Below are 22,345 nucleotides of genomic sequence, written 5' to 3' on the forward strand. Positions count from 1 at the left end.
TCATCCAGAGAAACAGTTACTGCGTACGGTATGTTGATTGCACCAGCTCGATCAGCCGTCGTCAAGGGGTGACCGCCGACACATTTCACCCAATCTACCGAATCTTGTCGGCAGGACGTACGATTTCTCAGGTGACCGTGCAACCACCGCGCCGCACCCAGGCCGAACGTCGGGCATCGACCCGCGCCAGAATCTTGGCCTGTACTGCCGAATGCCTGCTCGAACGCGGCTACGCGGCGACCACCGTCAGCGCGGTCCAGGAACGCGCCGGGCTCGCCCGCGGCACCGTGCAGCACCACTTCCCCACCAGAGCCGAACTGCTAATCGCCGCCACCACCGAAGTGGTCGACATCCGGCTCGAGAAGTTCCGGCGCGAAGCCGAACTACTCCCGCCCGGCCGCGACCGACTGCAATCCGTCGTCGACCTCGCCTGGCGCGACCTCAACAGCCCCGCCTTCTTCATCGCACTCGACCTCTGGGTCGCCGCGCGCACCGACACCGAACTCCGCGACCAGCTCGTCACCGAGGAACGTCGCGTATTCACCGAAATGCGCAGGCTCTACCTGCAAGTACTCGGCGAGCCCTATGCGTCGGACCCGCGCGCTGAGGTCCTCGTCGAATTCACCATCGACATGCTCACCGGTCTCTCGATGACCGCCATGCTCACCGGAACACTCGGCGAACGCGAGGCGGTACTGCGCCGATGGAAGCGCGCCCTGGCGGTACTCGCCGGACAGCTCCCCAGCGATGAACTCCTCGACGGAAGCCCGCTGCCCATCGGCGCGAGCTGACCACTCGCGCCTCTAGTCGCCCGTAGTCTCCACGCCGGACAAACCGTTCCAGCACAGCGCCACGACAGTGTCGACAGCCTCGACCATCGGAATCGGACGACCCGTGTCGAGCCACTGCCGAGCCGCGAGATGGCTGGCGCCCACCACCCCGAACGCACACGCGTAGGCACGGACGTCATCCATACCCGCGGCGCGCAGCTCCGCGCTGACCAGCACCGCGCATTCACCCATGGCATTACGCACCCGCCACCGCACACACGGCTCACTCGGCACCGGCGACTCGAAGACCAGGGTGTGCCCACCGGCGTCCTCGTCGACGAAATCGAAATAGGCCAGCACCGCACGGCGCACCTTGTCCTCTTGACCGTCGGCGTCGGCCAGCGCGTCCCGGATACCGTCGACCATCCGGTCCAGATAGCCCTGCAACACAGCGAGATAGAGATCGAGCTTGCTCGCGTAGTGCGTGTACAACACCGGCTTGCTCATCCCGGCCCTGATACCGATGTCGTCCATGCTCGCCCCGTGGTAGCCGTGGGCGACGAAGACCGAACGCGCGGCGCTCAACACTGCGAGTCGTCGCTGGGTGCGGGCAGCCGTCTCGGCGCCCTCGACAGCCGGGGCGTCATCGAAGAGAAGTGTCATGGGGTGTCCGAGGATTCGAGGGTGCTCACCATGTGAGCACCGGTTTGACGACAGCGCCCGCGCGCTGGTCGGCCAGCGCGGCGCCGACCTCGGTGTGCGGGTACCGAGCGATGAGGCGCTCGACCGGGAAGCGACCTGCCGCGTACAGATCGAGCAGCTGGGGAATGAAGGCGGCAGGCACGCTGTCGCCTTCGAGGCAGCCACGAATCACCTTACCGTGCAGCACGAGATCACCGATATCGACCGGTGGCGCGCCACGGCCGAGACCGACGGCCACCACCGTGGTACCGACAGCGAGCGCGGCGACGGCATCGCCGAGAACAGCGGCGACACCGGTCGTATCGAGCGCGTGCGTCGCACCGCCGTCTGTGAGTTCGCGGATACGTGGCGCGGTGGGCCCGTCGGCGGGATCCAGCGCCGCGTCAGCGCCGAGCTCGACAGCCAGTTCCCGCCGCGCGGCAGATGTTTCGACAACGACCACGCGCACGTCGGGAATCGACCGAGCAGCGAGCAAACCCGCCATCCCGACCGCGCCCGCCCCGTACACAGCGACCCACGCACCCGACTCCGGGCGCAACGCGTTCAGCACAGCGCCCGCACCGGTCTGGAAACCGCAACCGAACGGCGCCGCCACCGCGAGGTCGATCGCCGGGTCGATCACGATCGTGTTGTCCTCGGTGGTCAACGCGTAGCCGGCGAAACTCGACTGACCGAAGAATCCGTCCAGCACCGGAGAACCGTCGACAAGCGCCCGGGGTGTGTCGTGCGCGCGTCGTCCGAATTGGTTGAGTGCGGTCGCGCGGTGGCAGTAGGCGGGACGACCGGCCGCGCAGTTGCGACAGGCGCCGCAGTGCCGGAAGGTCAGCACGACATGATCGCCGGGCCGGACCGTACGCACGTCGGACCCGACCGCCGCGACGATGCCCGCACCCTCGTGTCCGAGCAGAATCGGACGATCCACGGCACCCGCGCGGCGACTGACCAGATCGGTGTGGCAGATCCCGGCGGCGACGATCCGCACCAGGATCTCCCCGGCACGGGGCTCGTCGACCTCGATCGGCTCGATCGAGAACTCCGCCGACGGATCGCGCGACAACACCGCCGTTGTGTGCATCAGGAGACCCGTTCCAGCAGGAAGTAGAAGTATTCGCCGCGGGAGAGAACCAGTTCGGGGCGCCCGTTCATGATGCCCATCAAGGTGGTGTCATCGAGCCACTTGAAGTGGTCGAACACCGCGCGGCCGTCGTAGACCATGGTCGCGGTGACCTCGCCGCGGAACTCGACATTCCACAGGGTCGCCTCGCCCTGTCCCAGCTCGACATTCGAGAACAAGGTGCCGTCCTCGGCTCGGCACATCAGTGGCTTCGCGTCGTCGAGAGCGAGGAAATTCTTGCCGTACCAGCGGCTGGCAGGCAGCGCGCGACACAGCGGGTGACCGGTCTGGAACGCGTCGCCGCGCCATTCACCGAGGATCTCCTCGGCGCGAGCCGGGCGTAGCCGGGTCCACAGCTGGTCCAGATCGGCGGTATCGACACCGTCTGTCTGCTCCCTGAGCTGCTGCCACCGTGGTTTGTCCGCGCTCATCAAGCCTCGTCTCACAGAGTTCAGAACCGTCCGGTTCACATGGGACCATAGTTCCGAACCAGATGGTTCGGCAAGGGGTACGCTTCGGCTCATGCGGGCAGCAGGTCAGGCAACACGGGAGCGAATACTCACCGCGGCGAAAGCGGAGTTCGCCGAATTCGGCATCGCCGGTGCTCGGATCAACCGCATCGCGGCCGCCGCGCACGCCAGCAAGGACCGGCTCTACGCGTACTTCCCCGGCAAGGACGAGCTCTACGCCGCTGTCACCGAACGCTGGACCACCGAGACCAGTAGCGAAGCCGCCATGTCCGCCGACGACCTTCCCGCCTATGTGGGCCGCCTGTTCGACCACTTCATCGCCCACCCCGACAACGCCCGGCTACAAGCCTGGTCCGAACTCGAGCCGTCCGGCGATATTCCCCAGGTCCTGCGGCGCACCATCGACGCGAAACTCGTCGAACTCCGACGCGGCCAGCACGAAGGCCTCGTCACCACCGATATCCCGGCCACGATCCTGCTGCACATGCTCACCGACCTGGCTCGCACATCAGCCGCCCACGCCCGGGCCGGAACAGTCGTCGCCGGCCGCGACCGCCTGGCAGAGCAGCGCTCGGCGATGGTGTCGGCCGTCGCACGCATTGTGACCCCTCGCTAACAACCGGTACCCACGGAGACCAACCAGCTGGGAGCTCCCCCGGCCTCCTTGTGTTCTTTTGGAGATGGTTTGTCTGTGTGCAAGTCGGGATGACGGATGAGTGGAACACATGTATAAATGCGCATATCTGCGTATCTGCATTAAATAAATCAGGAGTTGCGGTAACCAAGATCGTCGACGTGGCCCTCGACCAATCGAACCGGAATGACCAGGACGATTCAAACCTGTACGGCTCCTTGGTAAACGCGCTCCCCCACCACCGGCCGGACCGGGCAGCACGGCCCCGCTCCCCCACCTCGTACAGTTGCCGGAATGAACGGGGATCTACGCATCTGCTTCATCGGGGACTCCTTCGTCCAGGGCATCGGTGACCCGGAGTACCGCGGCTGGGTCGGCCGCGTCCTCACCGCGACCGGCCCCGGCATCACCGCGTTCAACCTCGGCATCCGACGCAACACCTCCGACGATGTCCTGCGTCGCTGCTGGCGCGAAGTCGATCCGCGCGTGCTGCCCGGCGCCGACAATCGCCTGGTGATCTCCTTCGGCAGCAACGACGCGGTCGTGGAGGACGGCCACGTCCGGGTCGGCAAGGCGCGCTGCCTGGACAACCTCGCGACCCTCCTGACCGAAAGCCGCGAGCGCGCGATTCATCCACTGGTGATCGGCCCACCGCCTGTCATCGACGGCGGCGAGGAACACCTGCGCCGAACGGTGGAACTCGCCGACGCCATGGCGGAGCTGTGCGGCTCGCGTGACGTGCCCTTCGTCGCCGCCACCAAGCAATTGGCGGAAGACCCGATCTGGGCCGACGAAGCCGCAGCGGGCGACGGCGCCCACCCCGGCAGTGCCGGGTACCAGCGCTTGGCCGAGCTGATCCTCGATGGCGGGTGGCACTCGTGGATCGCCCGGCCTCGTCTGTGAGTGCTATTCCAGAATGCCGAGATACTTCAGGTCACGGACGTATTTGACTATGAGATCTGTAGGCAGGTGCGGGATGTCGTTGTCGGGACCGATCTGTGCGGCGCGGACGGCGGCGCGAAAGCCGTCGGCGGGTAGGGCCGAGCCGCGCAGTGGACGGCCGGGCTTGCGGTAGGCGTCCAGTAGCGGGAGCAGGGTGTGCTTGCGTTGGGGTTCGGGCAGGGCGCGCAAGGCGGTTTCGAAGCGGGCGAACCAGTCGTCGTAGCTGTCGATGCGATCGACGCGGTGGCCCGCTTCGATCAACCAGTCGACGAACACGTCGAGGGAGATCCCGTCGTCGTGCGGGTTGAGGACGTCGTAGGTGCGGTATCCACTCGAGGCCGCGGCGCCGAGTTCGGTGATGGCCGTGGCGACGAAGTCGGCAGGTAGGCCGTCGTAGTGGGCGCGCTGTGGTTGCCCGTGGGAATCGGTGCGGTAGAACGATGTCGGGGCGAGCCCGGTGACGAGCACACTCAGCAGCAGACGGGTGAAGACGTCGGGCACATTGAGCTGGCCGCGGAAGTGGCTGTGCGCCAGGATCATGTCCGAGCGGAAGACCGCGACGGGCAGCCCGAATCGGTCGGCAGCCTCGCGTAACAGAACTTCGCCCGCCCACTTGCTGTTGCCGTAGCCGTTGGCATAGGAACCGTCCAGTCGGCGAACCGGACTCATGATTCGCACGTCGCCGTCCTCGGCGAAGGACTCCCCCTGCGCCGCGACGGCCACCGTCGACAGATAACTCACCGGCTTGCGGGTAGTTGTCAGCGCCAGCCGGATGATCTCGGCCGTGCCGACCACATTCGGACCGAACAGCTGCGCATACGGGAGCACATGGTTCACCAGTGCCGCGGAGTGCACGATCAGATCGACCTCGGCGGCCAACCGGTCCCAGGTCGGCTGCGGCAGACCGAGATTCGGTTCACCGATATCGCCGGGCAGCACTTCCAAGGTGTCCTTCGCGAGAACCTGGAATTGCATGGCCAGCTCACTGTCGCCGGTGTCGAACGTCGTATCGAGTCGCTCTCGGGCGGCGACCGCGTCACCGCCACGGACCACGCAGATCACCTTGCCGCCCTCCGGGGCGAGCCGTTCGAGCCAGCTCAGCAGCAGGAACCGCCCGAGATAGCCGTTCGCGCCGGTGATCAACACCGTCTTCGCGGGTGTAGCGGCAGGCACGCGCGCGGCGGTGCCGACATCCACGAACTTCTCGAGCGTCAGATCCGCCGCGCGAATCTCGGTAGCGCCGTTGCCGTGCACCGCGTCGGAATCGGTTCTGTGCGTGCCGGGTTCACGCTCACGTCGCACGTAGTCGGCGATATGGGCCAAGTCGCTGTCCGGTCCGAGCAGCACGTTCACCGGCACGTCCACCGCGAGCAGTTCCCGGAGCAGCGTCGAATACGACAGCGCAGCCAGCGAATCACCGCCGAGATCACCGAATCGTGCGTCCGGACGCAGATCCGCCGGATCGCCACCGAGCACAGCGCGAGCGGCGCGGGCGACGGTGTCGTACACCGGCAGCCCTGGTGCGTCGCTACGCAGCCTCTGCAGTTCGTCTTCCTGACCCCGCGCGAGGTCGGCGTAGAGCTGCTCGAGACGCTGCCCGTACCGCTGTTTCAGCTTGGGCCGCAACAGTTTCCCCACCCCGGACAGCATCCCGTCGGCTGTCGAGAACGGTTCGGGCTCGATGATGAAGTCACGCGGAATCTCGTAGGGCTCGAGTTCGGCCGAGGCGGCGGCGCGGTGCAGCGACGCACTCACCGCGGCGCGCAACTCGGCAGCGGGCCCCGCGAGCGCGGCCTCGGTGGGCACTACGACCGCCAGCAGATAGGAGCGTTCACTGCTGCCGTACACATAGATCTGGCGCACCAGGTCCGCGCCCGCGAACACCGCCTCCAACCGCGACACCGTAACGAACTCGCCCTGGGAGAGCTTGAGGACATTGTTGCGGCGGTCGACATAGGCCAAACGGTCGGGCGCCAACTCGACCACCACGTCACCGGTGCGGCAGAACCCGTCGGCATCGAAGACCTCGGCGGTCACCTCGGGGCGGCGGTAGTACCCGGCGATCATGGTGGTGGTCTTGAGCAGTAACTCGCCGCGCGGATACGGTTTGTCGGTGCCGAAATAGCCGAGCTCCGGCACATCGACGAGTTTGTAATCCAGTACCGGCGGGCGCATCACCTTCGTATCGAAGATCACCCCGCCGCCGGTCTCGGTGGAGCCGTAACCGTCGTGTAAGCGCAGGTGCAGTACCGACTCGACGAAGGCACGCAGGTCGGGTGCGATCGGCGCGCTGCCGCACAGCACCGACAGCAGCCGGCCACCCAGGAACTGTTCGCGCAGTTCGGTTTTCACCGTGTCGATCGCCGCGACACCGCGCTCGGCGACCGCACGCTGGAAGCGCTGCAGGATCATGTCGCACACCCGGGGCACCAGGAAGATCTCGGTGGGCCGCACCAGGGAGATGTCGGCGAACAACGTCGACAGGTCCGGCGCCGCCGCGAAATACGCCGTGCCGCCACGGGCGAGCACGCTGTTGAGGGTGAGCCGAGCGGCGATGTGGCACATCGGCAGGAAGTTGACATTGATCGCGGTCAGCGGCCGCGCGGGCTGCCAGCCCACCGCGACCAGGCGCTGGGTGTACATCGCGCCTTTGGGGGTCCCGGTGCTGCCCGAGGTGTAGATCAGCAGGGCGAGAGGGTCCTCGCCCTCGGCGGGCACGCTCAGCGGAGCCGCGTCGGCACGGCGACCCTGCTCGGTGGTGTCGTCGAGGGTGCTGAGCACGAGGGCCGATCCCCCGGCCCGAAGACGGGCGCGGGCCGCGTCGAGGGCATCCCGGTGATCGTCGTCGTCGGCGTGATGGTCGAACACGATCAGCGAACGCGGCGTGACGCCGGCCAGCACCGCGTCCACGGCGATGTCCAGGTGCGCGGTATCGACCGCGAACACCGTCGGCTCGGTCTCGTCGAGAATCGACCGCAACTGTTCCAGTCCCGCGCCCGCCTGCAACGGCACCGCGACCCCACCCAGGTGGATCGTGGCGAGATCGAGCACGGTGTAGTCGGCACTGGTGAACCCGAGCACCGCGACGAAATCCCCCGCGACGACACCGTCGCGATGCCAGGCCGCGGCGAGCGCGCGAGTGCGCTCCCACACCTGCCCATAGGTCAGCAACTCGAACTCCGGCAACAGCTTTCGCGTCGACCGTCCGCTGTTCTCGACCAGTTCGGTACGGCGGGTGCCGAGCGCCGGACGATCGGCGTAGGCGGTCATGACGGTCTCGACGATGCGCGCCGTCGCGAGTCCGGGGGTCGTCACGATGGCGTGAACATCCTCGACGGGCCGCGCCGCACGGATCTGCTCGTCTTCGGCGTAGAGCGCCTTGATGCGGTCGGCCAGCTGCCCCGCGGCGAGCTCTACAGTCATGCTTCACACTTCCGAATGCCTTGCCACGCTTCACGTTGCGCGGACTCGGGGTCGACCAGGACGCGCGGCGGATGGTCGATGATGGAGGTGGTGCGGCGTTCGGCGGTGTAGGGCGACCACGGCGTCAGCGGTTGGCCGGTGCGGGCGAAGCTGAGCCAGTTGTCCTGGATGTAGTCCTGGACGGCGAGGAAGGCCCGCCTGCCACCAGCTGCGGTCATCGCGCGCCCGACGGGGCCGTCGACCCAGCCGAAGACGGGGACCAGGTCGAGCGCATGGGTAGCGCCGAAGCCCGCCAGGTGCAGCGCGCGGGGGGCATAGTCGTACCGGTAGGCGTAGGTGGGGGCGTATTTGCTGTGGCCTTCGAGCACGGCCAGCGTCGGGCGTAGGAACAGATGGTCGCCGCCGACCCGTACTGCCGTCCGCGCCGCCGGATAGCCGGGGTAGCTGCTGGTCACCCGTTTTTCGGTGCCGGGCTCGTAGCGGTCGAAAATGGTGCTGAGTTGCTGGGGGGTGTGTGGCACCGACTTGGCGAAGCGCTGGAACAGTGTCGCCTCGTCGCGGTTGGTGCCGATGATCAACGGCACCGGATGTGCGCGGCCCGCCGCGATCGCGTCCAGGGGAGTCTCCGGGAGGAAGTCGCCGTCCGCGACAGGGGCGTAGGGAAAGCTGCCCGGCTCCTCGCGCAGCGAACGACCGAGCGCACGGTCACCCGCCCGGCACAGGTCCTTCGCGGACACAGTGCTCAGCACGGTCGCGGCGTCGACAGGGGTGGCGCCGAGCCGGTCCAGGCAGCGACGGGCGAAGCGGTGCGCCTCCTCCGGTGTCGAGGTCCAGTCAGCGGGGGCACTCTGGGCGATCGCCCGATGGAACAGACCGCGCGCGGCGGGCGTCGCCAGCAGGCTGACCACCGCGTGCGCACCGGCCGATTCACCGAAGATGGTGACGTTGTCGGGGTCACCGCCGAACGCGGCGATATTGCGACGTACCCATTCCAGCGCCGCGACCTGATCGCGAAGTCCGAGGTTCGACTCGAAAGGTCTGTCAGCCGTGGAGAATTCGCTGAAGTCGACATACCCGAGCGCGCCGAGGCGGTAGTTCACCGACACCACGATCACGTCACCGCGCGCGGCCAACCGTGCGCCGGAATACATGCTCGACGTGCCGATCAGGTATCCGCCACCATGGAAGAACACCATGACCGGGCGCGGGGTGGCCGACGGCATCGCCGGCGCGGTGACATTGAGCGTCAGGCAATCCTCGCCGACGGGTTGCCAGGTTCGCGGGCCGATGCGGGCACCGTTCGGATTCTGCACCGCGGCGTAACCGAACTCGGTCGCCGACCGGACCCCCGTCCACGGTCGAACGGGCTGGGGCGCACGCAACCGCAACGCTCCGATGGGTGGGGCCGCGTAGGGCAGGGCACGCCAGCGGGCGATTCGACGACCCGCACGACCGCGCACGACTCCGTCGGCGCTCACGATCTCGGTGGACAACATCCCTCGAATGTACGTGGTACCGACGGTACCGCGCAGCTGGTTCGGTCGGCGAACTTTTCCGAAGCCGCAACCACGCCGCGGACTAGACTGAGTCGATGACCGGCGAGGATCCGGAAAAGGCCCCGTGGGCGGCGGAAATCGCTCCCGATATCGCCGCACTCGATCGCTTGGTTTCCACCTGCCGTGCCTGCCCCCGACTCGTCGCCTGGCGCGAAGAAGTCGCGGTCGTCAAACGGGCAGCCTTCCGCGACGAAGAGTACTGGGGTCGGCCGGTACCCGGTTTCGGGCCCGCCGACGCTCGAATTCTCGTGGTCGGCCTCGCCCCCGCCGCCCACGGCGGTAATCGCACCGGGCGCATGTTCACCGGCGACCCGAGCGGCAACGTCCTGTTCGGTGCGCTACACGCGGTCGGCTCGGCGACCGGCGCGCCTCCGGTGAGCCTCGACGACGGCATCGAACTGCTGGATACCCGGCTCACCGCACCGGTGCACTGCGCCCCGCCGGAGAACAAGCCGACACCCGAGGAGCGGCGCCGCTGCGCGCCTTTCCTCAGCCGGGAATTGGAACTGCTCGGCTCGGCACTTCGGGTGATCGTCGTCCTAGGCGGCTTCGGCTGGCAGGCCCTGTTCACCGTCCTTTCCGAAGGCGACTGGAATGTGCCCCGTCCGCGTCCAGGATTCACCCACGGCGCGCAAGTCGTCATCACCCATCCCGACGGCCGGTCGGTCACTGTGCTCGGTAGTTACCACGTGAGCCAGCGCAATACCGCCACGGGAAAGGTGAATCCCGCGATGATCGAAGACATACTGCTCCGGGCGAAGACGATCGCCGAGTCCTGACCGGAATTCGCGACCTCGTCACCTAGGATCGAGCAGTGCTGACGCAATGCGTCGTTCCGCGCGTACGCGAATTACCTGCAGACACCGGAATTCGCCGTGGGCGTCAACGAACTCGTCGACCTGCCGGGCGAAGCGACAACCGCCGTCATGTGCGCCGAAGCGGTGCCGTAGCACGTCAGCATCCATTTCATCTCGACTCAGACAGCAAGCGGTTCGGCAACAGTTCACTGCGATGGCAGGAGATCCGACGATGAGTTCGCTGGCAATGAGCACACTGGATGTCTCCAGATGGCAGTTCGGTATCACCACGGTCTACCACTTCATTTTCGTCCCGCTCACCATCGGACTGGCGCCGCTCGTAGCGGGAATGCAGACGGCGTGGGTGATCACCGGAAAAGAACACTGGTATCGGCTCACGAAGTTCTTCGGAAAACTGTTCCTGATCAACTTCGCCATCGGCGTCGCCACCGGCATCGTGCAGGAATTCCAATTCGGGATGAACTGGAGTGAGTACTCCCGATTCGTCGGCGACGTCTTCGGTGCGCCGCTGGCATTCGAAGCGCTGGTAGCTTTCTTCCTGGAGTCGACATTCCTCGGATTGTGGATCTTCGGCTGGACCCGATTGCCCAAACTCGTTCACCTCGCGACGATCTGGATCGTCGCCGTCGGTGTCAACGCCTCGGCGTACTTCATCATCGCGGCGAACTCGTTCATGCAGCACCCGGTCGGCGCGAAGTACAACCCCGACACCGGACGCGCCGAGCTGGACAGCATCTGGGCGCTGCTCACCAACAACACCACCCTCGCGGCATTTCCGCACGTGGTCGCCGGTGCGTTCCTGACCGCGGCGACCTTCGTCGTCGGCATCGCCGGGTGGTTCATGGTGCGCAACGCGCGCAGCGGTGATGCCGCGAAACTCGACGAAGCCAGGATCATGTGGCGACCGGCGGCCCGGGCAGGGATGTGGGTCATCGCCGCATCGATCGTCGTGGTGGGGGTGACCGGCGACATCCAGGGCAAGATCATGTTCGATCAGCAGCCGATGAAGATGGCGTCGGCGGAATCGCTGTGCCACACCCAGACCGATCCGGAATTCTCGATCCTCACCGTCGGCACGCACAACAACTGCGACAGTGTCACGCATCTACTGGAAGTTCCGTACGTGCTGCCGTTCCTGGCCGAGGGCAAGTTCACCGGCGTCACGTTGCAGGGCGTGGAGGATCTGCAGGCGTCCTACGTGCAGGACTACGGGCCCGGCAATTACCGGCCCAATCTCTTCGTCACCTACTGGGGCTTCCGCGGCATGATCGGCTTGCTGGCCGGACCGGCGCTGTTGCTGCTCGCCGGTCTCTGGATGACCCGCGGTGGCCGAGTGCCCGACAAGCGCTGGTTCTCCTGGCTGTGTCTGATCGCCATCCCCACCCCCTTCCTGGCCAACAGCGCGGGCTGGGTCTTCACCGAGATGGGACGGCAGCCATGGGTGGTGGTGCCGAATCTGACCGGCGACACGACCATTCGTATGACCGTGGCGCAAGGTGTCTCCGATCATGCGCCGGGGACGGTGATCTTCTCCCTCGCGGTCTTCACGTTGCTCTACGGCGCGCTGGCCGTGGTCTGGTACTACCTGATGCACCGCTACACCGTGGTCGGGCCCGAGCCGGGGCCGACGGCATCCGATGACGAGTCCGGTCCCGATGACGACGGCGGTGGCGGTAGGCACCGCGCCGAACCCGTCGAACCGCTGTCCTTCGCGTACTAGGAGACGACGATGAGTCTGCAGCAATTCTGGTTCGTATTGGTCGGCGTGCTGTTCACCGGCTACTTCATCCTCGAGGGCTTCGACTTCGGTGTCGGCATGCTGATGCCGATCCTGGGCAAGGGTTCGGATGCGCGCAGGCGCGTCGTGCTCAACACGATCGGCCCGGTCTGGGACGGCAACGAAGTGTGGCTGATCACCGCGGGCGGTGCGATGTTCGCGGCGTTCCCGGAGTGGTACGCGAGCTTGTTCTCCGGGTTCTACCTCGCCCTGCTACTGCTGTTGGTCGCGTTGATCCTGCGGATCTGCGCCATCGAGTGGCGATCGAAGATCAACTCGCCGAAGTGGCGGGCCTGGTGCGACATCGGCATCGGCATCGGCTCGTGGATTCCGGCACTGGCTTGGGGCTGGGTGTTCGCCAACCTCGTGCGCGGTGTGCCGCTGAACGAGAAGCGCCAGGTCGTCGGCTCGGTGTGGGATCTGCTCAGCCCCTACGCGCTGCTCGGCGCGGCGACCACGGCCATCCTGTTCGCCCTGCACGGCGCGATCTTCCTGGCGCTCAAGACCGGTGGTGAGGTCCGCGACGATGCCCGCACCTGCGTCCGGATCCTGTTCGTGCCCACGGTGGTGATCGTCGGCGGGTTCGGGCTGTGGACCCAGCTCGCCTACGGCTCCGGCTGGACCTGGGGCGCTCTCGGCGCCGCGGTACTCGGCCTTGTCGTCGCCGGTGGCGCCACCGTCGCGGGCCGTGACGGCTGGGCCTTCATCGGCACCACGCTCACGATCACCTCGGCCACCGTCCTGCTGGTGGGCTCGCTGTACCCGAACGTGATGCCCTCCACCATCGACTCCGCCTTCGACCTGACCATCTACAACGCCTCTTCCAGTCACTACACCCTCCAGGTGATGAGCTGGGCAGCGGTGCTGTGCACCCCGGTGGTTCTGATCTACCAGGGCTGGACCTACTGGGTCTTCCGCAAACGTCTGACGGTGGAACAGATTCCCGAACCGACCGGGCTGCCACTCACGAAATAGGGTTTTCGACCACAACATTCGCCGCGCGCGTCATGGCACCGACAGTGCCGTGGCGCGCGCGGTGCGTTGTGGGCGCCCGCATCGACCCCGCTGCAATCCCTTCAGCGATGCCCTAGGTCGCGGAGCCAGGCGACAAAGCGCTATTCGATGAGGTTCGCGCTCTTCAGCCAGTCGTAGGCGACGTCGGCGGGGTCTTCTCCGTCGATGTCGACGCGGCCGTTGAGTTCTCGCATCAGGTCGTCGGTGAGGAGCTCGGAGATGGTGCCGAGAAGCTCGCGCAGTTCGGGGTCGGCGTCGAGGATGGCGCCGCGGACGACGGCGGTGCCGCTGTAGGGGAGGAAGAATTTCTTGTCGTCGTCCAGGACGACCAGATTCAGGTTCTTGACGCGGCCGTCGGTGGTGTAGACCATGCCGAAATGGCAGGGCTCGCCTTTCGCGGTCGCGGTGTAGACGACGCCGGCGTCCATCCGGGTGACGTTGCCCACGGGGACACCGTTGGGATCGTTGTAGGGGATGCCGTATTTCTGCAGCATCGGGATGAAACCGTCCGAGCGACTGAAGAATTCGTCGTCGACGCAGAAAGTCCGCTCGGCGACCGGTAGTGCGGCCACGTCCGAGAGCGACTTCACGCCGAGTCGCTGCGCGGTCGGTGTCGACGCACCGAAGGCGTAGGTGTCGTTGAAATTGGCCGGTGGGAGCCATTCGAGGTTGTAATCACGCTTTTCGACGTCGTGGACGCGCTGCCAGAGCTCCTGCGGGTCCGCGATCGTCTCGGTCTCGTTGTGGTAGTTGACCCAGCCGGTGCCGGTGTACTCCCACAGCACGTCGGCGTCGCCGTTGAGCTGGGCCTGCCGAGACGAGGCCGAACCCGGAGCGCCCGTCAGGTCGGTGACCGAGGCACCCGCGGCGGCCAGGTAGGTGGCAGTGATCTTGCCGAGCACCACACCCTCGGTGAAGCTCTTCGAGGTGACGGTCAGCTCCGCGCCGTCCAGCGGTCGTTCGCCGCCGGGCAGGCTCGCCTCGTGGAAGGTGCCCGACGAGCTCACCAGCCCACACCCGACGAGCAACGACATCGTCGCGACGAGCGCGGAAATCAACGGGACTCGCCTCATGAGACACCTCGTGGGGTCGCGGCCAGTTCGACGAGTCGGCCGAGCCAATCGATGATCAACGCCAGCAGACCGACGAGCACGGCGCCGGAGATGAGCAGCTTGGGCAAAAACAGCGTGACACCGGTCGTGATCAGGGTGCCGAGGCTGGTCGCACCGATGAAGGTACTCAGCGTCGCGGTACCGACCAGGATGACCAGCGCGGTGCGCACGCCGTTGAGGATCACCGGCACCGCGAGCGGCAGTTCCACCTGCACGAGGGTCCGTGCGGCCGAGAAGCCGATACCGCGCGCGGCCTCGATGGTGCGATGGTCCACCTGCCGGAGTCCGACGATCGTGTTCTGCAGGATCGGCAGGATCGCGTAGACGACGAGACCGACGACCGCCGTGCGGAACCCGGTGCCGAGCCAGAAGGTGAACAGCACGAGCAAACCGACGGCGGGCGCGGCCTGGCCGACATTGGCGATGTTCACGGCGATCGGCTCGAACCGCTGCAACGCCGGCCTGGTCAGCGCGATACCGAGCGGAATCGCGACGACCACCACGATCAGTGTGGCGACCACGGTGAGACGGATGTGATCGAGGATCGTGGTCTGCAGATTGGCCCAGCCGAGCGAGGCCTGTTCGGTCGGGGTGAATGTCGAGGACTGATACCAGAACACGTACCCGATGCCGATCACCACGATGATGAGCGGTTCGAACCACACGTCGATCGGGACCCGGCGCAGACGGTTCATGCCGGTTCGACCGATCCGGGTTCGTCGGCGGCGACGACCGGCGTGGGCGTGGGATCGGAACCGTCGACATAGGTTTCGTAGGACGAGTCCTCGACCGCGGCGTGCCCCTCGGCGAGCTTGGTCTGGATCACATCGGTCACCGAGCCGATGTTCAGCGAGCCGACGACGGCGCCGCGACCATCGGTGACCAGGGTGGCGCCCTGACTCGCCGCGAGCATGGCGTCGAGCGCGTCGTTGAGCGTCGAGGACTTGGCCACCACGGGCAGACGGCGGTCCAGATAGTCCGAGACCTCCGGCTTGCTCGCCACTTCCGTCAGTGACGGCCACGACCGCGGCCGACCCGACTCGTCCACGACCACCACCCAGGTGTGTCCCGCGGCTTCGGCCCGCCCGATCACGACCTGCGAGGATTCCCCGATCCTGGCGGTGGTCACCGGGTCGACCTCCACATCGCGCACCCGAGACACCGTGAGATAGGCCAGCTTCGCGCCGGATCCGACGAATTCCTCCACGAACGACGTCGCCGGGTCGGTGAGGATCTCCTCCGGCGTCGCGTACTGCTCGACATGCCCGCCCTCGGACAGGATGAGCACTTTGTCGCCGAGTTTGGTGGCCTCCTCGAAATCGTGGGTGACGATCACGATGGTCTTGCCGAGTTCGTGCTGGATCGCGATCAGACTGTCCTGCAGGCGAACCCGGGTGATCGGGTCGACCGCGCCGAACGGTTCGTCCATCAACAGCACCGGCGGGTCGGCCGCGAGCGCGCGGGCGACGCCGACGCGCTGCTGCTGGCCGCCGGACATGTCCTTGGGCAGCCGGTCGGCGAACGTGGCCGGATCGAGACCGACCAGGTCGAGAAGGTATTCGGTGCGCTCGGCGATCCGCTTCTTGTCCCAGCCGAGCACCCGGGGGATCGCGCCGATGTTCTTGGCGACCGACCAGTGCGGGAACAGGCCACCGGACTGGATGACGTAGCCGATCGACTGCCGCAGCTTGTCGGGATCCTCCCGGGTGACATCGCGGCCGCCGATGAAGATCCGCCCCTCGGTCGGCTCGATCAGCCGGTTGATCATCTTGAGCGTGGTCGTCTTGCCACACCCCGACGGTCCGACGAAAGCGACGATGTCGCCGGCGTCGATCTCGAGGTCGAGGCGCTCGACAACGGGCGTGTCCTGACCCTTGTACCGCTTGACGACGCCATCCAAGGTGATGGAATCACCGGTCACATCGCGCTGCCGGGCCGTCGGCGCGGGCTGGCTGGTCACATCGGTCATCACAGTCCCTTGGCAATCGTGAGGCGTCCGAGCAGGACGAGGAGCGCGTCGAAGACCAACGCGATGGCAACGATGAGAATGGTTCCGGTGAGCGCCATTTCGAGGGCATTGGCGCCGCCGAGGCGGGACAGGCCGTTGAAGATCAGCGAGCCGAGGCCGGGCCCGAGAACGTAGGCCACGATCGCGGCGACCCCGACGATCATCTGGGTCGAGACCCTGATGCCGGTGAGAATCACCGGCCAGGCGATTGGCAGTTCGACGGTGAGCAGGATCCGCCACCGCGAAAGTCCGATGCCGCGCGCGGATTCGACGACCGTGGCGGGCACCGAGCGCAGGCCGACTATCGCGTTGCCGATCACCGGGAGGGCAGCGAAGAACGCCAGCATGATGAACGACGGCACGACACCGAGACCGAACGGGACGAGCAGCAACGCCAGCAGCGCCAGCGAGGGAATCGTCAGTGCTACCCGACTCGAGGTCAGGGTCAGTGCCGAGCCCAGCGGCAACCGATACACCGCCACCGCGATCAGGATCGCGACGACGGTTCCGACCAGCACTGTCTGAAAGGCCAGTGACGCGTGCTGATAGGTGAGGAAGGTCAGTACCTCTCCCCTGCCCTGGACGTAGTTCCACAAATTCACGGCATTCCCATCGTCGAACTGGGCCAGTGGGTAGCTGTTCGCGCGTGCGCAACCGTCGGATGTGCCGTCGCAGAATAGTTGATCTCGAGTGTCGTTCCCGGGATGCGCGCGAGGTCGTGGCGGTCGATGATGGCTATGCGGCGCGCCCGAGCGGAGCAGCGTACGGCTCGGCGTCGCCCGCGATCACCGTGCTCGCGGAGCCGTCGACGCCCACGGGCACCGGCCCGCCAAGCGTGATGCGGGTGAGCCTGCGGTGCTCGCTGCCGTCGTAGTCGTCGATGGCGTAGTGCTGGGTGGCCCGGTTGTCCCAGATCGCGACATCGCCCAGCGACCAGTTCCAGCGCGCGGTGTGCTCGAGACGGGTGACCCGGTCCTGGAACAGCCGGAACAGCGCCCGCGACTCGCTACTCGACACCCCGACGATCTCCTTGACGAAGCAGCCGAGCAGCAGGGCTCGCTCGCCGGTCACCGGGTGCACCTCCACCACGGGGTGCTCGGTCTCGAAATAGGTGGACTCGAACTCGCGACGGTAGGCGCGGTCGGTATCGGCGGATCGGTCCTCGATCTCGGCGGCGTAGTCGTATCGGTTCGAATGGCGCGCGCGCAGGCTCTCCGCGAGTCGCTTGAGCGGCTCGGGCAGCGCGTTGTAGGCGGCGACGGTCGAGGCCCAGGTGGTCGAACCGCCGTAGCTGGGCAGCGCCACCGCGCGCAGGATCGAGGCCTGCGGGACGCGGTCGACGAAGGTGACATCGGTGTGCCAGACATTGGAACGGGTCTGGTGCGAATCGATGGCCAGACTCTTCGCCCCGGCCGAGGTCACCGTCGGGTGCGGAGTCGTCGGATCGCCGAGCAACTGCGCGAACTCGTACTGCCCGTCCTCGGTCAGATGGTGCTGGCCACGGAAGAAGATCACCCTGTGCTCGTCGAGCGCGGCGCGGACGGCTGCCACCGACAGCGCGTCCAGGTCACCACCGAGCCGGACACCGTCGATCTGCGCGCCGATATGGGCGCCGAGCTTCACCACCCGTACTCCTGGGGCGGCTGCGTCATCGACGGACATACGGTGGCCTTTCGCTCGAACCTGGACGATCTGGTCACACGAAACCACCAGGAACGAGCCGCGACCAGCATTGAATTCAGGCTGAGCCGAATCGCCGCGTCGACTTCAGCGGGAATTACGGAATGCGCAGTTCCGCCGCCTCGTGCTCAGGAGCGGCCCACGTGCTGAATCGCATTTCGGCGGCTTCCGCCGAGGGCGCGCTGATCACTCGGGCAACCGCTTCCCATGACGCTCCGGACGCGCGCACGAACCGGACGGCTTCGACGAGGCGCTGCTCTGCCGACGCCGTGTCCGCGAATGCCAACCGCACCGGGATCAGGGCTTGCATCTCGAGCTGGTGGTAGTCCCACTCCGCGAGCACCAATCGGGCCAGGTCCGGGTCGAGTCTGCCGGCCGGGCAATGCAGGACCCGCGCGGACGGCGCGTGGTCGGCGCTGCGGTCGGCGCGTAGCCAGGTTCGCCCGTGCCAGCTGTCGCAGGAGCACAGCGCGCGCCACCCGATCACCTCCTCCGGTCGGCGCGGGTGCCGATCTTCGGATGACAGCGGTGGGGTGTCGATCGCGAGGGTCGCCCTGGGGCCGGGGGCGTCGATATGTCCGTACAACCCATCCGCGAAGATACCGGCAACCCATCCGCGGTGGTTTTCGAGCAAGCTGTTCATTCTGACTCCGATGTCGAATCCGAAAAGCTCGATCCCGAACCGGCCTGTCATGAAGCGCTTACCAGCGGTTCGGTGTGTGGGACGAATACTCCCACATACTGACGATCGACCTTGTCGACGCCGTCGGCAATCACTTCGCCGCATTGTTGTACCTAGTCACATATTGCCTGGTTGTGGCCTGTGCCCCGCAAGCGGTCGGAGCGAGTCGCGAGGTAGATCGTCGCGCCGGATTGTCCGCGGGTCAGCGGGTTGTCGAACACGATCGGTTGCGCCTCGACGTCGATGAAGGCGGATTCGAGGGTCGCACAGAACTCGTCGTCCGGTGCGTCGTCGGACCACATGGCGAAGGTGCCGCCGTCGACCAGGTGGTTCGCGACCGCACGCAGGCCCGCACCGGTGTAGAACGCAGCATTCGAGCCGTGCAGGACGTGGCGTGGCGAGTGGTCGATGTCGAGCAGGAGGGCGTCGTACTTGCGGCCGGGTTGGGCCGGATCGAAGCCCACCGGACCCGCGGCCGCGGCGAAGAAGTCCGCGCAGACGAGTTCGACCCTGCGGTCGGCGGCCAACCCGGCGGTGTCGGGCAGCAGATCATGTCGATGCCAGTCGATGACCGCGTCGGAATATTCGACAATGGTGAGTTCACGAATTCTCGGGTCCACCAATGCTTCTCGCGCGGTGTACCCCAATCCGAGGCCGCCGACGACCACATCGAGCCGATCGCCCGGTGTCCGAGCCAGCCCGAGTCGCGACAGCTCACGTTCGGCGACGGTGAACAAGCTCGACATCAGGTACTCGTCGCCGAGCTTCACTTCGTAGACATCGGCACGCACCGTCGGATCGAACCGTCGGCGCAAACTGATCTCGCCGATCGGGGTCTGTCGCCAGCCGAGTTCTTCGAAGCGTGCGCTCATCGCCGTCACGGTAGTCCTGCGATGACCGGAACCAGGCCGGCAACGTGCCTGCGGCGCCGTCAGAATTTGCGGTGGCCGTGGCCTTTACGGCATGTTTACGGGTCGACGAGTCGGGAAGTCTGGTCGACAACCCGGCTCGAGCCCGATCGAGTGGGGTTCTACCGGTGACGGGTACGCATCCGTTCAGCCAGGAGTACCGCATGACGCACACACTCACTCACCTCAGCATGGGCCTCGGTTGGGATCCCGCCCACGGCTACGGAACACACCCCCGCCGCAAGGACATCGACCTCAATGCCGCCGCACTGTCGTTCGCCGGCGACAACTTCGTCGATGTCGCCTTCCACGAGCAACTGATCTCGCGCGACGGCGCGCTGCGCCACCTCGGCGACAGTGTCACCGGCGACGGACACGGCGACAACGAAGTCATCGTGGTCGATGTGTCCCTGCTCGATCCCGCCGTCACCACCATCGTCTTCCTCGTCACCTGCTACACCGGCCAACGATTCGACCAGATCGTCAACGGGTTCTGTCGTGTCGTCGACAATGTCACCGGCATCGAATTGATCCGCATCGACCTCGACAGCGTCGGCGCTCACACCGGCATCGTCGTCGGCAAACTGCATCGCCCTCACCAGGATTGGGTCTTCACCATGATCGGCCAGCCGATCATCGCCCAGCATGTGGTCAACGCGGTTCCCCAACTGGCCGTCTATCTCGACTGAGGTCGATGATCAGTTCGTCCTCACTCCGACAAGCGGTCGCGGGCTCGTAGTCGGGTCTCGAGTGCGTCCAGGACGTGCGTCACGTCCGCGTCGAACTCCTCGGCCAGCATCTCGAGCAGCGCCGCACCGATCAGCAGCAGCGTGCTGAAGACGACGGGCGCGATGGGTTCGGTTGCCTCGAGCAGAGGTCGGGCCCGGGGCGCTCCGCCGCGATGCCAGGCGTCGAGAAGGGCCAGTGCGCCCTGGAGGTAGATCGGCGGGTCAGGTCGAGTACTCAGTGCGGGGATCGCCCGGTCGGCGGCTCGGCGGAGGATATCGTTGGTGGCCTCGATACCCGGCGCCATGGATTCCACCGCGCAGCAGGCCAAACGCAGGGCACCGTCCAGATGTAGCGGCGTATAGCGGGCCGATTCCGGGATCTGATCCCAGGGCAGACGCAGTACGTGCAGCAGCTCGGCGGTGATCGCGGTCGACGACGGCGCCTGCACTGCCGTCGGGGCGGACCCCGACGCGTAGTCGACACCGAGCATGATCTCCAGCCCGATCGCCGAAGCCATGAGATCGCTTCGGCTGCAACGTGTTTCGCGGCGATGGCGGCGATCCTCGACCAGTAACCAGCCGACCGTCTGCGCGTCGTCGGTCCGCAACAGTTTCGCGTCGGCCTGCCAGCCGTTCGCGGTATCGCACCGCGACAGCGCGCAGACGAGGTCAGCCATGACGTGATTGCCGGTGACCAGCGTCGGCTGATGCAGTGGACGGCGCGACACCACCGGAAGATCACCCAGCCTGGCCGACGAGGACACGAACGACATCGCGGTGAGCGCCGCCGCCGCCATGCGCGCGGCGGATACGGCATCGGCGGCGTTGGTCCGCAGCAGCGCGCGATGGATCGAGTCCGCCAGCGGCGCGACGCCGAACTCCGCGTAGTGCAGCAGCAGCCAGGCCAGCGGCATCTCGCCGAGGACCGGGGCGAGCCGTTCGTTCAGCTCGTACAGCAGCGCGGCCGACTGCTCCGGCCGCCGAGATCGCGGCGCCTCCCCGGTGAGGTCACGCCATTCCAGCAATGCCAGATAATTAGGGAGCAGCAAGCTATCGACCAGCTCACTCACCTGAGCGATCACGAATTCGAAATCCAGCTCCGTCATCGTGCCCGGCCCGACCGAATTCTGGACGGGGTTGCCGTCGAACGGATCGATACCCGAATCGCTGAGGGCGAGATCGAACAACAACTCCGCGTTCCCGAGCCTGCCGACGACCCGGCCGACAAACGGCACCACCCCACCGTCTTCGACGGCCGTGGCCGCACCGAGAAGGCAATTCACCATTGCCCCTTCGGCTTTCGCGTGCGCGCAGAATCTCCGCAGCCGCTGGTGCACGGTATCTTCGGCATCGAAACCCGTACGCACGATCTCTTCGGCAATCGTCACGATCGCCGCGTCGACGACATATTCGGGTCTGCCGCCGACACCCTCGGAGGCCGACGCGGGGCCCGCGAAATAAAGCCGATCACTGAATGCGTCGCCCATTCGTCGCCTCACCACAACCTCCACTCGGATGCGCCGTATGCCGTCCCCTTTGACAGCCTTCCAGCAAATTGTTCGCAAGTCGCGGCTCACACCTCACAAGGCGATAACGGGATGAGCTCCGCACGCCTCGGCCGGACCATCCGGCGCGCAGGACGCGGCCTGTCGATGCCGTGTCGGGACACTATTTGCCCGAATTCGGGCAGGGATGTTGGAGAACCCGGTCGGGCGAGGCAAGATCGTGCGAGTGAATGACGGGGTACCCACTGAGCTCGTCCGCTACGTCGTGGCGTCCACCGGCCTACCCGAACGCGTGGCCGCCCGGGTCGTCGCCGATATCGTCGGGTACTTCGACGAGACGGCCGAGCAGTTCGTCCGGCGCAGGCACGCCGAGCTGCAGTCTCGGGAGATGCGCAACGCCGAGATCTGGCGACGGCTCGAAACCGAACTCGCCGAGCGTCCGGTCGCGGCGCCGTCATTCACCGAACGGCAACTTCGTCGCATCGTCTACGGGTAAGGGGTT

General features: G+C 66.4%; 21 protein-coding genes and 1 pseudogene. 9 read left to right on the forward strand and 13 right to left on the reverse strand.

Going from position 1 to position 22,345, the window contains the following annotated elements; all coding sequences use genetic code 11:
* Positions 1 to 131: 131 nt before the first annotated feature.
* Positions 132 to 791: a TetR/AcrR family transcriptional regulator gene (locus ASD42_RS22800; protein ID WP_056820097.1), complete on the forward strand. Its 660-nt coding sequence runs from the start codon at positions 132 to 134 to the stop codon at positions 789 to 791.
* A gap of 12 nt (positions 792 to 803) precedes the next feature.
* Here the strand turns inward: ASD42_RS22800 and ASD42_RS22805 are convergent, their stop codons facing one another.
* Genes ASD42_RS22805 through ASD42_RS22815 form a run of 3 tightly spaced genes read right to left on the reverse strand, consistent with a single transcriptional unit; the run spans position 804 to position 3,017 of the window.
* Positions 804 to 1,433, reverse strand: coding sequence for a TetR/AcrR family transcriptional regulator (locus ASD42_RS22805; protein ID WP_056820100.1), 630 nt, complete (start codon positions 1,431 to 1,433; stop codon positions 804 to 806).
* 25 nt (positions 1,434 to 1,458) lie between these two features.
* Positions 1,459 to 2,547: an NAD(P)-dependent alcohol dehydrogenase gene (locus tag ASD42_RS22810; protein ID WP_056820103.1), complete on the reverse strand. Its 1,089-nt coding sequence runs from the start codon at positions 2,545 to 2,547 to the stop codon at positions 1,459 to 1,461.
* Positions 2,547 to 3,017 (reverse strand): DUF4334 domain-containing protein, encoded by a 471-nt coding sequence (locus tag ASD42_RS22815; RefSeq protein ID WP_056820106.1) that lies wholly within the window; start codon positions 3,015 to 3,017, stop codon positions 2,547 to 2,549. The genes ASD42_RS22810 and ASD42_RS22815 overlap by 1 nt, the downstream gene beginning before the upstream one ends.
* A gap of 91 nt (positions 3,018 to 3,108) precedes the next feature.
* On the opposite strand from ASD42_RS22815, the gene ASD42_RS22820 reads away from it, so the two are divergent.
* Entirely contained in the window at positions 3,109 to 3,672 is a 564-nt protein-coding gene (locus tag ASD42_RS22820) for a TetR family transcriptional regulator (protein WP_056820108.1), read from the forward strand.
* A 312-nt stretch (positions 3,673 to 3,984) separates the two neighbouring features.
* Positions 3,985 to 4,593 carry a GDSL-type esterase/lipase family protein gene (locus ASD42_RS22825; RefSeq protein WP_056820111.1) on the forward strand — a complete coding sequence of 203 codons (609 nt, stop codon included), beginning with the start codon at positions 3,985 to 3,987 and terminating at the stop codon, positions 4,591 to 4,593.
* A gap of 3 nt (positions 4,594 to 4,596) precedes the next feature.
* Here the strand turns inward: ASD42_RS22825 and car are convergent, their stop codons facing one another.
* Together car and ASD42_RS22835 are read right to left on the reverse strand one after the other, a co-directional pair.
* On the reverse strand, positions 4,597 to 8,055 hold the full coding sequence (gene car / locus ASD42_RS22830) for a carboxylic acid reductase (protein ID WP_056820116.1): 3,459 nt from the start codon (positions 8,053 to 8,055) through the stop codon (positions 4,597 to 4,599).
* Entirely contained in the window at positions 8,052 to 9,551 is a 1,500-nt protein-coding gene (locus ASD42_RS22835; protein WP_056820119.1) for a carboxylesterase/lipase family protein, read from the reverse strand. The genes car and ASD42_RS22835 overlap by 4 nt, the downstream gene beginning before the upstream one ends.
* Before the next feature lie 95 nt (positions 9,552 to 9,646).
* Between ASD42_RS22835 and ASD42_RS22840 the strand changes: the two genes are divergently transcribed.
* From ASD42_RS22840 to cydB, 4 genes and pseudogenes are all read left to right on the forward strand, one after another.
* Positions 9,647 to 10,390, forward strand: a complete 744-nt coding sequence (locus tag ASD42_RS22840; RefSeq protein WP_056820124.1) for a uracil-DNA glycosylase — start codon at positions 9,647 to 9,649, stop codon at positions 10,388 to 10,390.
* 57 nt (positions 10,391 to 10,447) lie between these two features.
* Positions 10,448 to 10,561 (forward strand): annotated as a pseudogene (locus ASD42_RS34505) (DUF488 domain-containing protein); the annotation flags it as partial.
* Positions 10,562 to 10,655: 94 nt separating this feature from the next.
* Positions 10,656 to 12,149: a cytochrome ubiquinol oxidase subunit I gene (locus ASD42_RS22845; RefSeq protein ID WP_056820126.1), complete on the forward strand. Its 1,494-nt coding sequence runs from the start codon at positions 10,656 to 10,658 to the stop codon at positions 12,147 to 12,149.
* A 9-nt stretch (positions 12,150 to 12,158) separates the two neighbouring features.
* On the forward strand, positions 12,159 to 13,181 hold the full coding sequence (gene cydB / locus ASD42_RS22850) for a cytochrome d ubiquinol oxidase subunit II (protein WP_056820129.1): 1,023 nt from the start codon (positions 12,159 to 12,161) through the stop codon (positions 13,179 to 13,181).
* Between the two features lie 140 nt (positions 13,182 to 13,321).
* Here the strand turns inward: cydB and ASD42_RS22855 are convergent, their stop codons facing one another.
* The 7 genes from ASD42_RS22855 to ASD42_RS22885 form a co-directional block, all read right to left on the reverse strand.
* Entirely contained in the window at positions 13,322 to 14,293 is a 972-nt protein-coding gene (locus tag ASD42_RS22855) for a glycine betaine ABC transporter substrate-binding protein (protein ID WP_056820132.1), read from the reverse strand.
* Complete coding sequence (locus ASD42_RS22860; RefSeq protein WP_056820135.1) at positions 14,290 to 15,027, reverse strand: ABC transporter permease; 738 nt, start codon at positions 15,025 to 15,027, stop codon at positions 14,290 to 14,292. The genes ASD42_RS22855 and ASD42_RS22860 overlap by 4 nt, the downstream gene beginning before the upstream one ends.
* Positions 15,024 to 16,301, reverse strand: a complete 1,278-nt coding sequence (locus tag ASD42_RS22865; RefSeq protein WP_056820138.1) for an ATP-binding cassette domain-containing protein — start codon at positions 16,299 to 16,301, stop codon at positions 15,024 to 15,026. Before ASD42_RS22865 ends, ASD42_RS22860 begins: the two co-directional genes overlap by 4 nt.
* Entirely contained in the window at positions 16,301 to 16,942 is a 642-nt protein-coding gene (locus ASD42_RS22870; RefSeq protein ID WP_056820141.1) for an ABC transporter permease, read from the reverse strand. The genes ASD42_RS22865 and ASD42_RS22870 overlap by 1 nt, the downstream gene beginning before the upstream one ends.
* 133 nt (positions 16,943 to 17,075) lie before the next feature.
* Positions 17,076 to 18,002: a TauD/TfdA dioxygenase family protein gene (locus ASD42_RS22875; RefSeq protein ID WP_056820144.1), complete on the reverse strand. Its 927-nt coding sequence runs from the start codon at positions 18,000 to 18,002 to the stop codon at positions 17,076 to 17,078.
* 115 nt (positions 18,003 to 18,117) lie between these two features.
* The gene (locus ASD42_RS22880) at positions 18,118 to 18,663 is read right to left on the reverse strand and encodes a hypothetical protein (RefSeq protein ID WP_156677542.1); all 546 of its coding nucleotides are present in this window, start codon (positions 18,661 to 18,663) and stop codon (positions 18,118 to 18,120) included.
* A gap of 152 nt (positions 18,664 to 18,815) precedes the next feature.
* Positions 18,816 to 19,574 (reverse strand): hypothetical protein, encoded by a 759-nt coding sequence (locus ASD42_RS22885; protein ID WP_056820150.1) that lies wholly within the window; start codon positions 19,572 to 19,574, stop codon positions 18,816 to 18,818.
* Positions 19,575 to 19,774: 200 nt separating this feature from the next.
* On the opposite strand from ASD42_RS22885, the gene ASD42_RS22890 reads away from it, so the two are divergent.
* The gene (locus tag ASD42_RS22890) at positions 19,775 to 20,299 is read left to right on the forward strand and encodes a TerD family protein (RefSeq protein ID WP_056820495.1); all 525 of its coding nucleotides are present in this window, start codon (positions 19,775 to 19,777) and stop codon (positions 20,297 to 20,299) included.
* A gap of 20 nt (positions 20,300 to 20,319) precedes the next feature.
* On the opposite strand, the gene ASD42_RS22895 is transcribed toward ASD42_RS22890, so the two are convergent.
* On the reverse strand, positions 20,320 to 21,825 hold the full coding sequence (locus tag ASD42_RS22895) for a hypothetical protein (protein WP_056820153.1): 1,506 nt from the start codon (positions 21,823 to 21,825) through the stop codon (positions 20,320 to 20,322).
* A gap of 244 nt (positions 21,826 to 22,069) precedes the next feature.
* Here ASD42_RS22895 and ASD42_RS22900 point away from each other — a divergent pair, with 244 nt between their 5' ends.
* Positions 22,070 to 22,339, forward strand: a complete 270-nt coding sequence (locus ASD42_RS22900) for a hypothetical protein (protein WP_235569782.1) — start codon at positions 22,070 to 22,072, stop codon at positions 22,337 to 22,339.
* Positions 22,340 to 22,345: the final 6 nt, after the last annotated feature.

Origin of the sequence: Nocardia sp. Root136 (assembly GCF_001427185.1) — a bacterium.
Taxonomy (GTDB): domain Bacteria; phylum Actinomycetota; class Actinomycetes; order Mycobacteriales; family Mycobacteriaceae; genus Nocardia; species Nocardia salmonicida.

What these genes read in the sequence shown, in the direction of transcription:
- ASD42_RS22805 (WP_056820100.1), bottom strand. Translation starts at nt 1,433, where the DNA reads ATGACACTTCTCTTCGATGACGCCCCGGCTGTCGAGGGCGCCGAGACG.
- ASD42_RS22810 (WP_056820103.1), bottom strand. Translation starts at nt 2,547, where the DNA reads ATGCACACAACGGCGGTGTTGTCGCGCGATCCGTCGGCGGAGTTCTCG.
- ASD42_RS22815 (WP_056820106.1), bottom strand. Translation starts at nt 3,017, where the DNA reads ATGAGCGCGGACAAACCACGGTGGCAGCAGCTCAGGGAGCAGACAGAC.
- ASD42_RS22820 (WP_056820108.1), top strand. Translation starts at nt 3,109, where the DNA reads ATGCGGGCAGCAGGTCAGGCAACACGGGAGCGAATACTCACCGCGGCG.
- ASD42_RS22825 (WP_056820111.1), top strand. Translation starts at nt 3,985, where the DNA reads ATGAACGGGGATCTACGCATCTGCTTCATCGGGGACTCCTTCGTCCAG.
- car (WP_056820116.1), bottom strand. Translation starts at nt 8,055, where the DNA reads ATGACTGTAGAGCTCGCCGCGGGGCAGCTGGCCGACCGCATCAAGGCG.
- ASD42_RS22835 (WP_056820119.1), bottom strand. Translation starts at nt 9,551, where the DNA reads ATGTTGTCCACCGAGATCGTGAGCGCCGACGGAGTCGTGCGCGGTCGT.
- ASD42_RS22840 (WP_056820124.1), top strand. Translation starts at nt 9,647, where the DNA reads ATGACCGGCGAGGATCCGGAAAAGGCCCCGTGGGCGGCGGAAATCGCT.
- ASD42_RS22845 (WP_056820126.1), top strand. Translation starts at nt 10,656, where the DNA reads ATGAGCACACTGGATGTCTCCAGATGGCAGTTCGGTATCACCACGGTC.
- cydB (WP_056820129.1), top strand. Translation starts at nt 12,159, where the DNA reads ATGAGTCTGCAGCAATTCTGGTTCGTATTGGTCGGCGTGCTGTTCACC.
- ASD42_RS22855 (WP_056820132.1), bottom strand. Translation starts at nt 14,293, where the DNA reads ATGAGGCGAGTCCCGTTGATTTCCGCGCTCGTCGCGACGATGTCGTTG.
- ASD42_RS22860 (WP_056820135.1), bottom strand. Translation starts at nt 15,027, where the DNA reads ATGAACCGTCTGCGCCGGGTCCCGATCGACGTGTGGTTCGAACCGCTC.
- ASD42_RS22865 (WP_056820138.1), bottom strand. Translation starts at nt 16,301, where the DNA reads ATGACCGATGTGACCAGCCAGCCCGCGCCGACGGCCCGGCAGCGCGAT.
- ASD42_RS22875 (WP_056820144.1), bottom strand. Translation starts at nt 18,002, where the DNA reads ATGTCCGTCGATGACGCAGCCGCCCCAGGAGTACGGGTGGTGAAGCTC.
- ASD42_RS22880 (WP_156677542.1), bottom strand. Translation starts at nt 18,663, where the DNA reads ATGAACAGCTTGCTCGAAAACCACCGCGGATGGGTTGCCGGTATCTTC.
- ASD42_RS22885 (WP_056820150.1), bottom strand. Translation starts at nt 19,574, where the DNA reads ATGAGCGCACGCTTCGAAGAACTCGGCTGGCGACAGACCCCGATCGGC.
- ASD42_RS22890 (WP_056820495.1), top strand. Translation starts at nt 19,775, where the DNA reads ATGACGCACACACTCACTCACCTCAGCATGGGCCTCGGTTGGGATCCC.
- ASD42_RS22895 (WP_056820153.1), bottom strand. Translation starts at nt 21,825, where the DNA reads ATGGGCGACGCATTCAGTGATCGGCTTTATTTCGCGGGCCCCGCGTCG.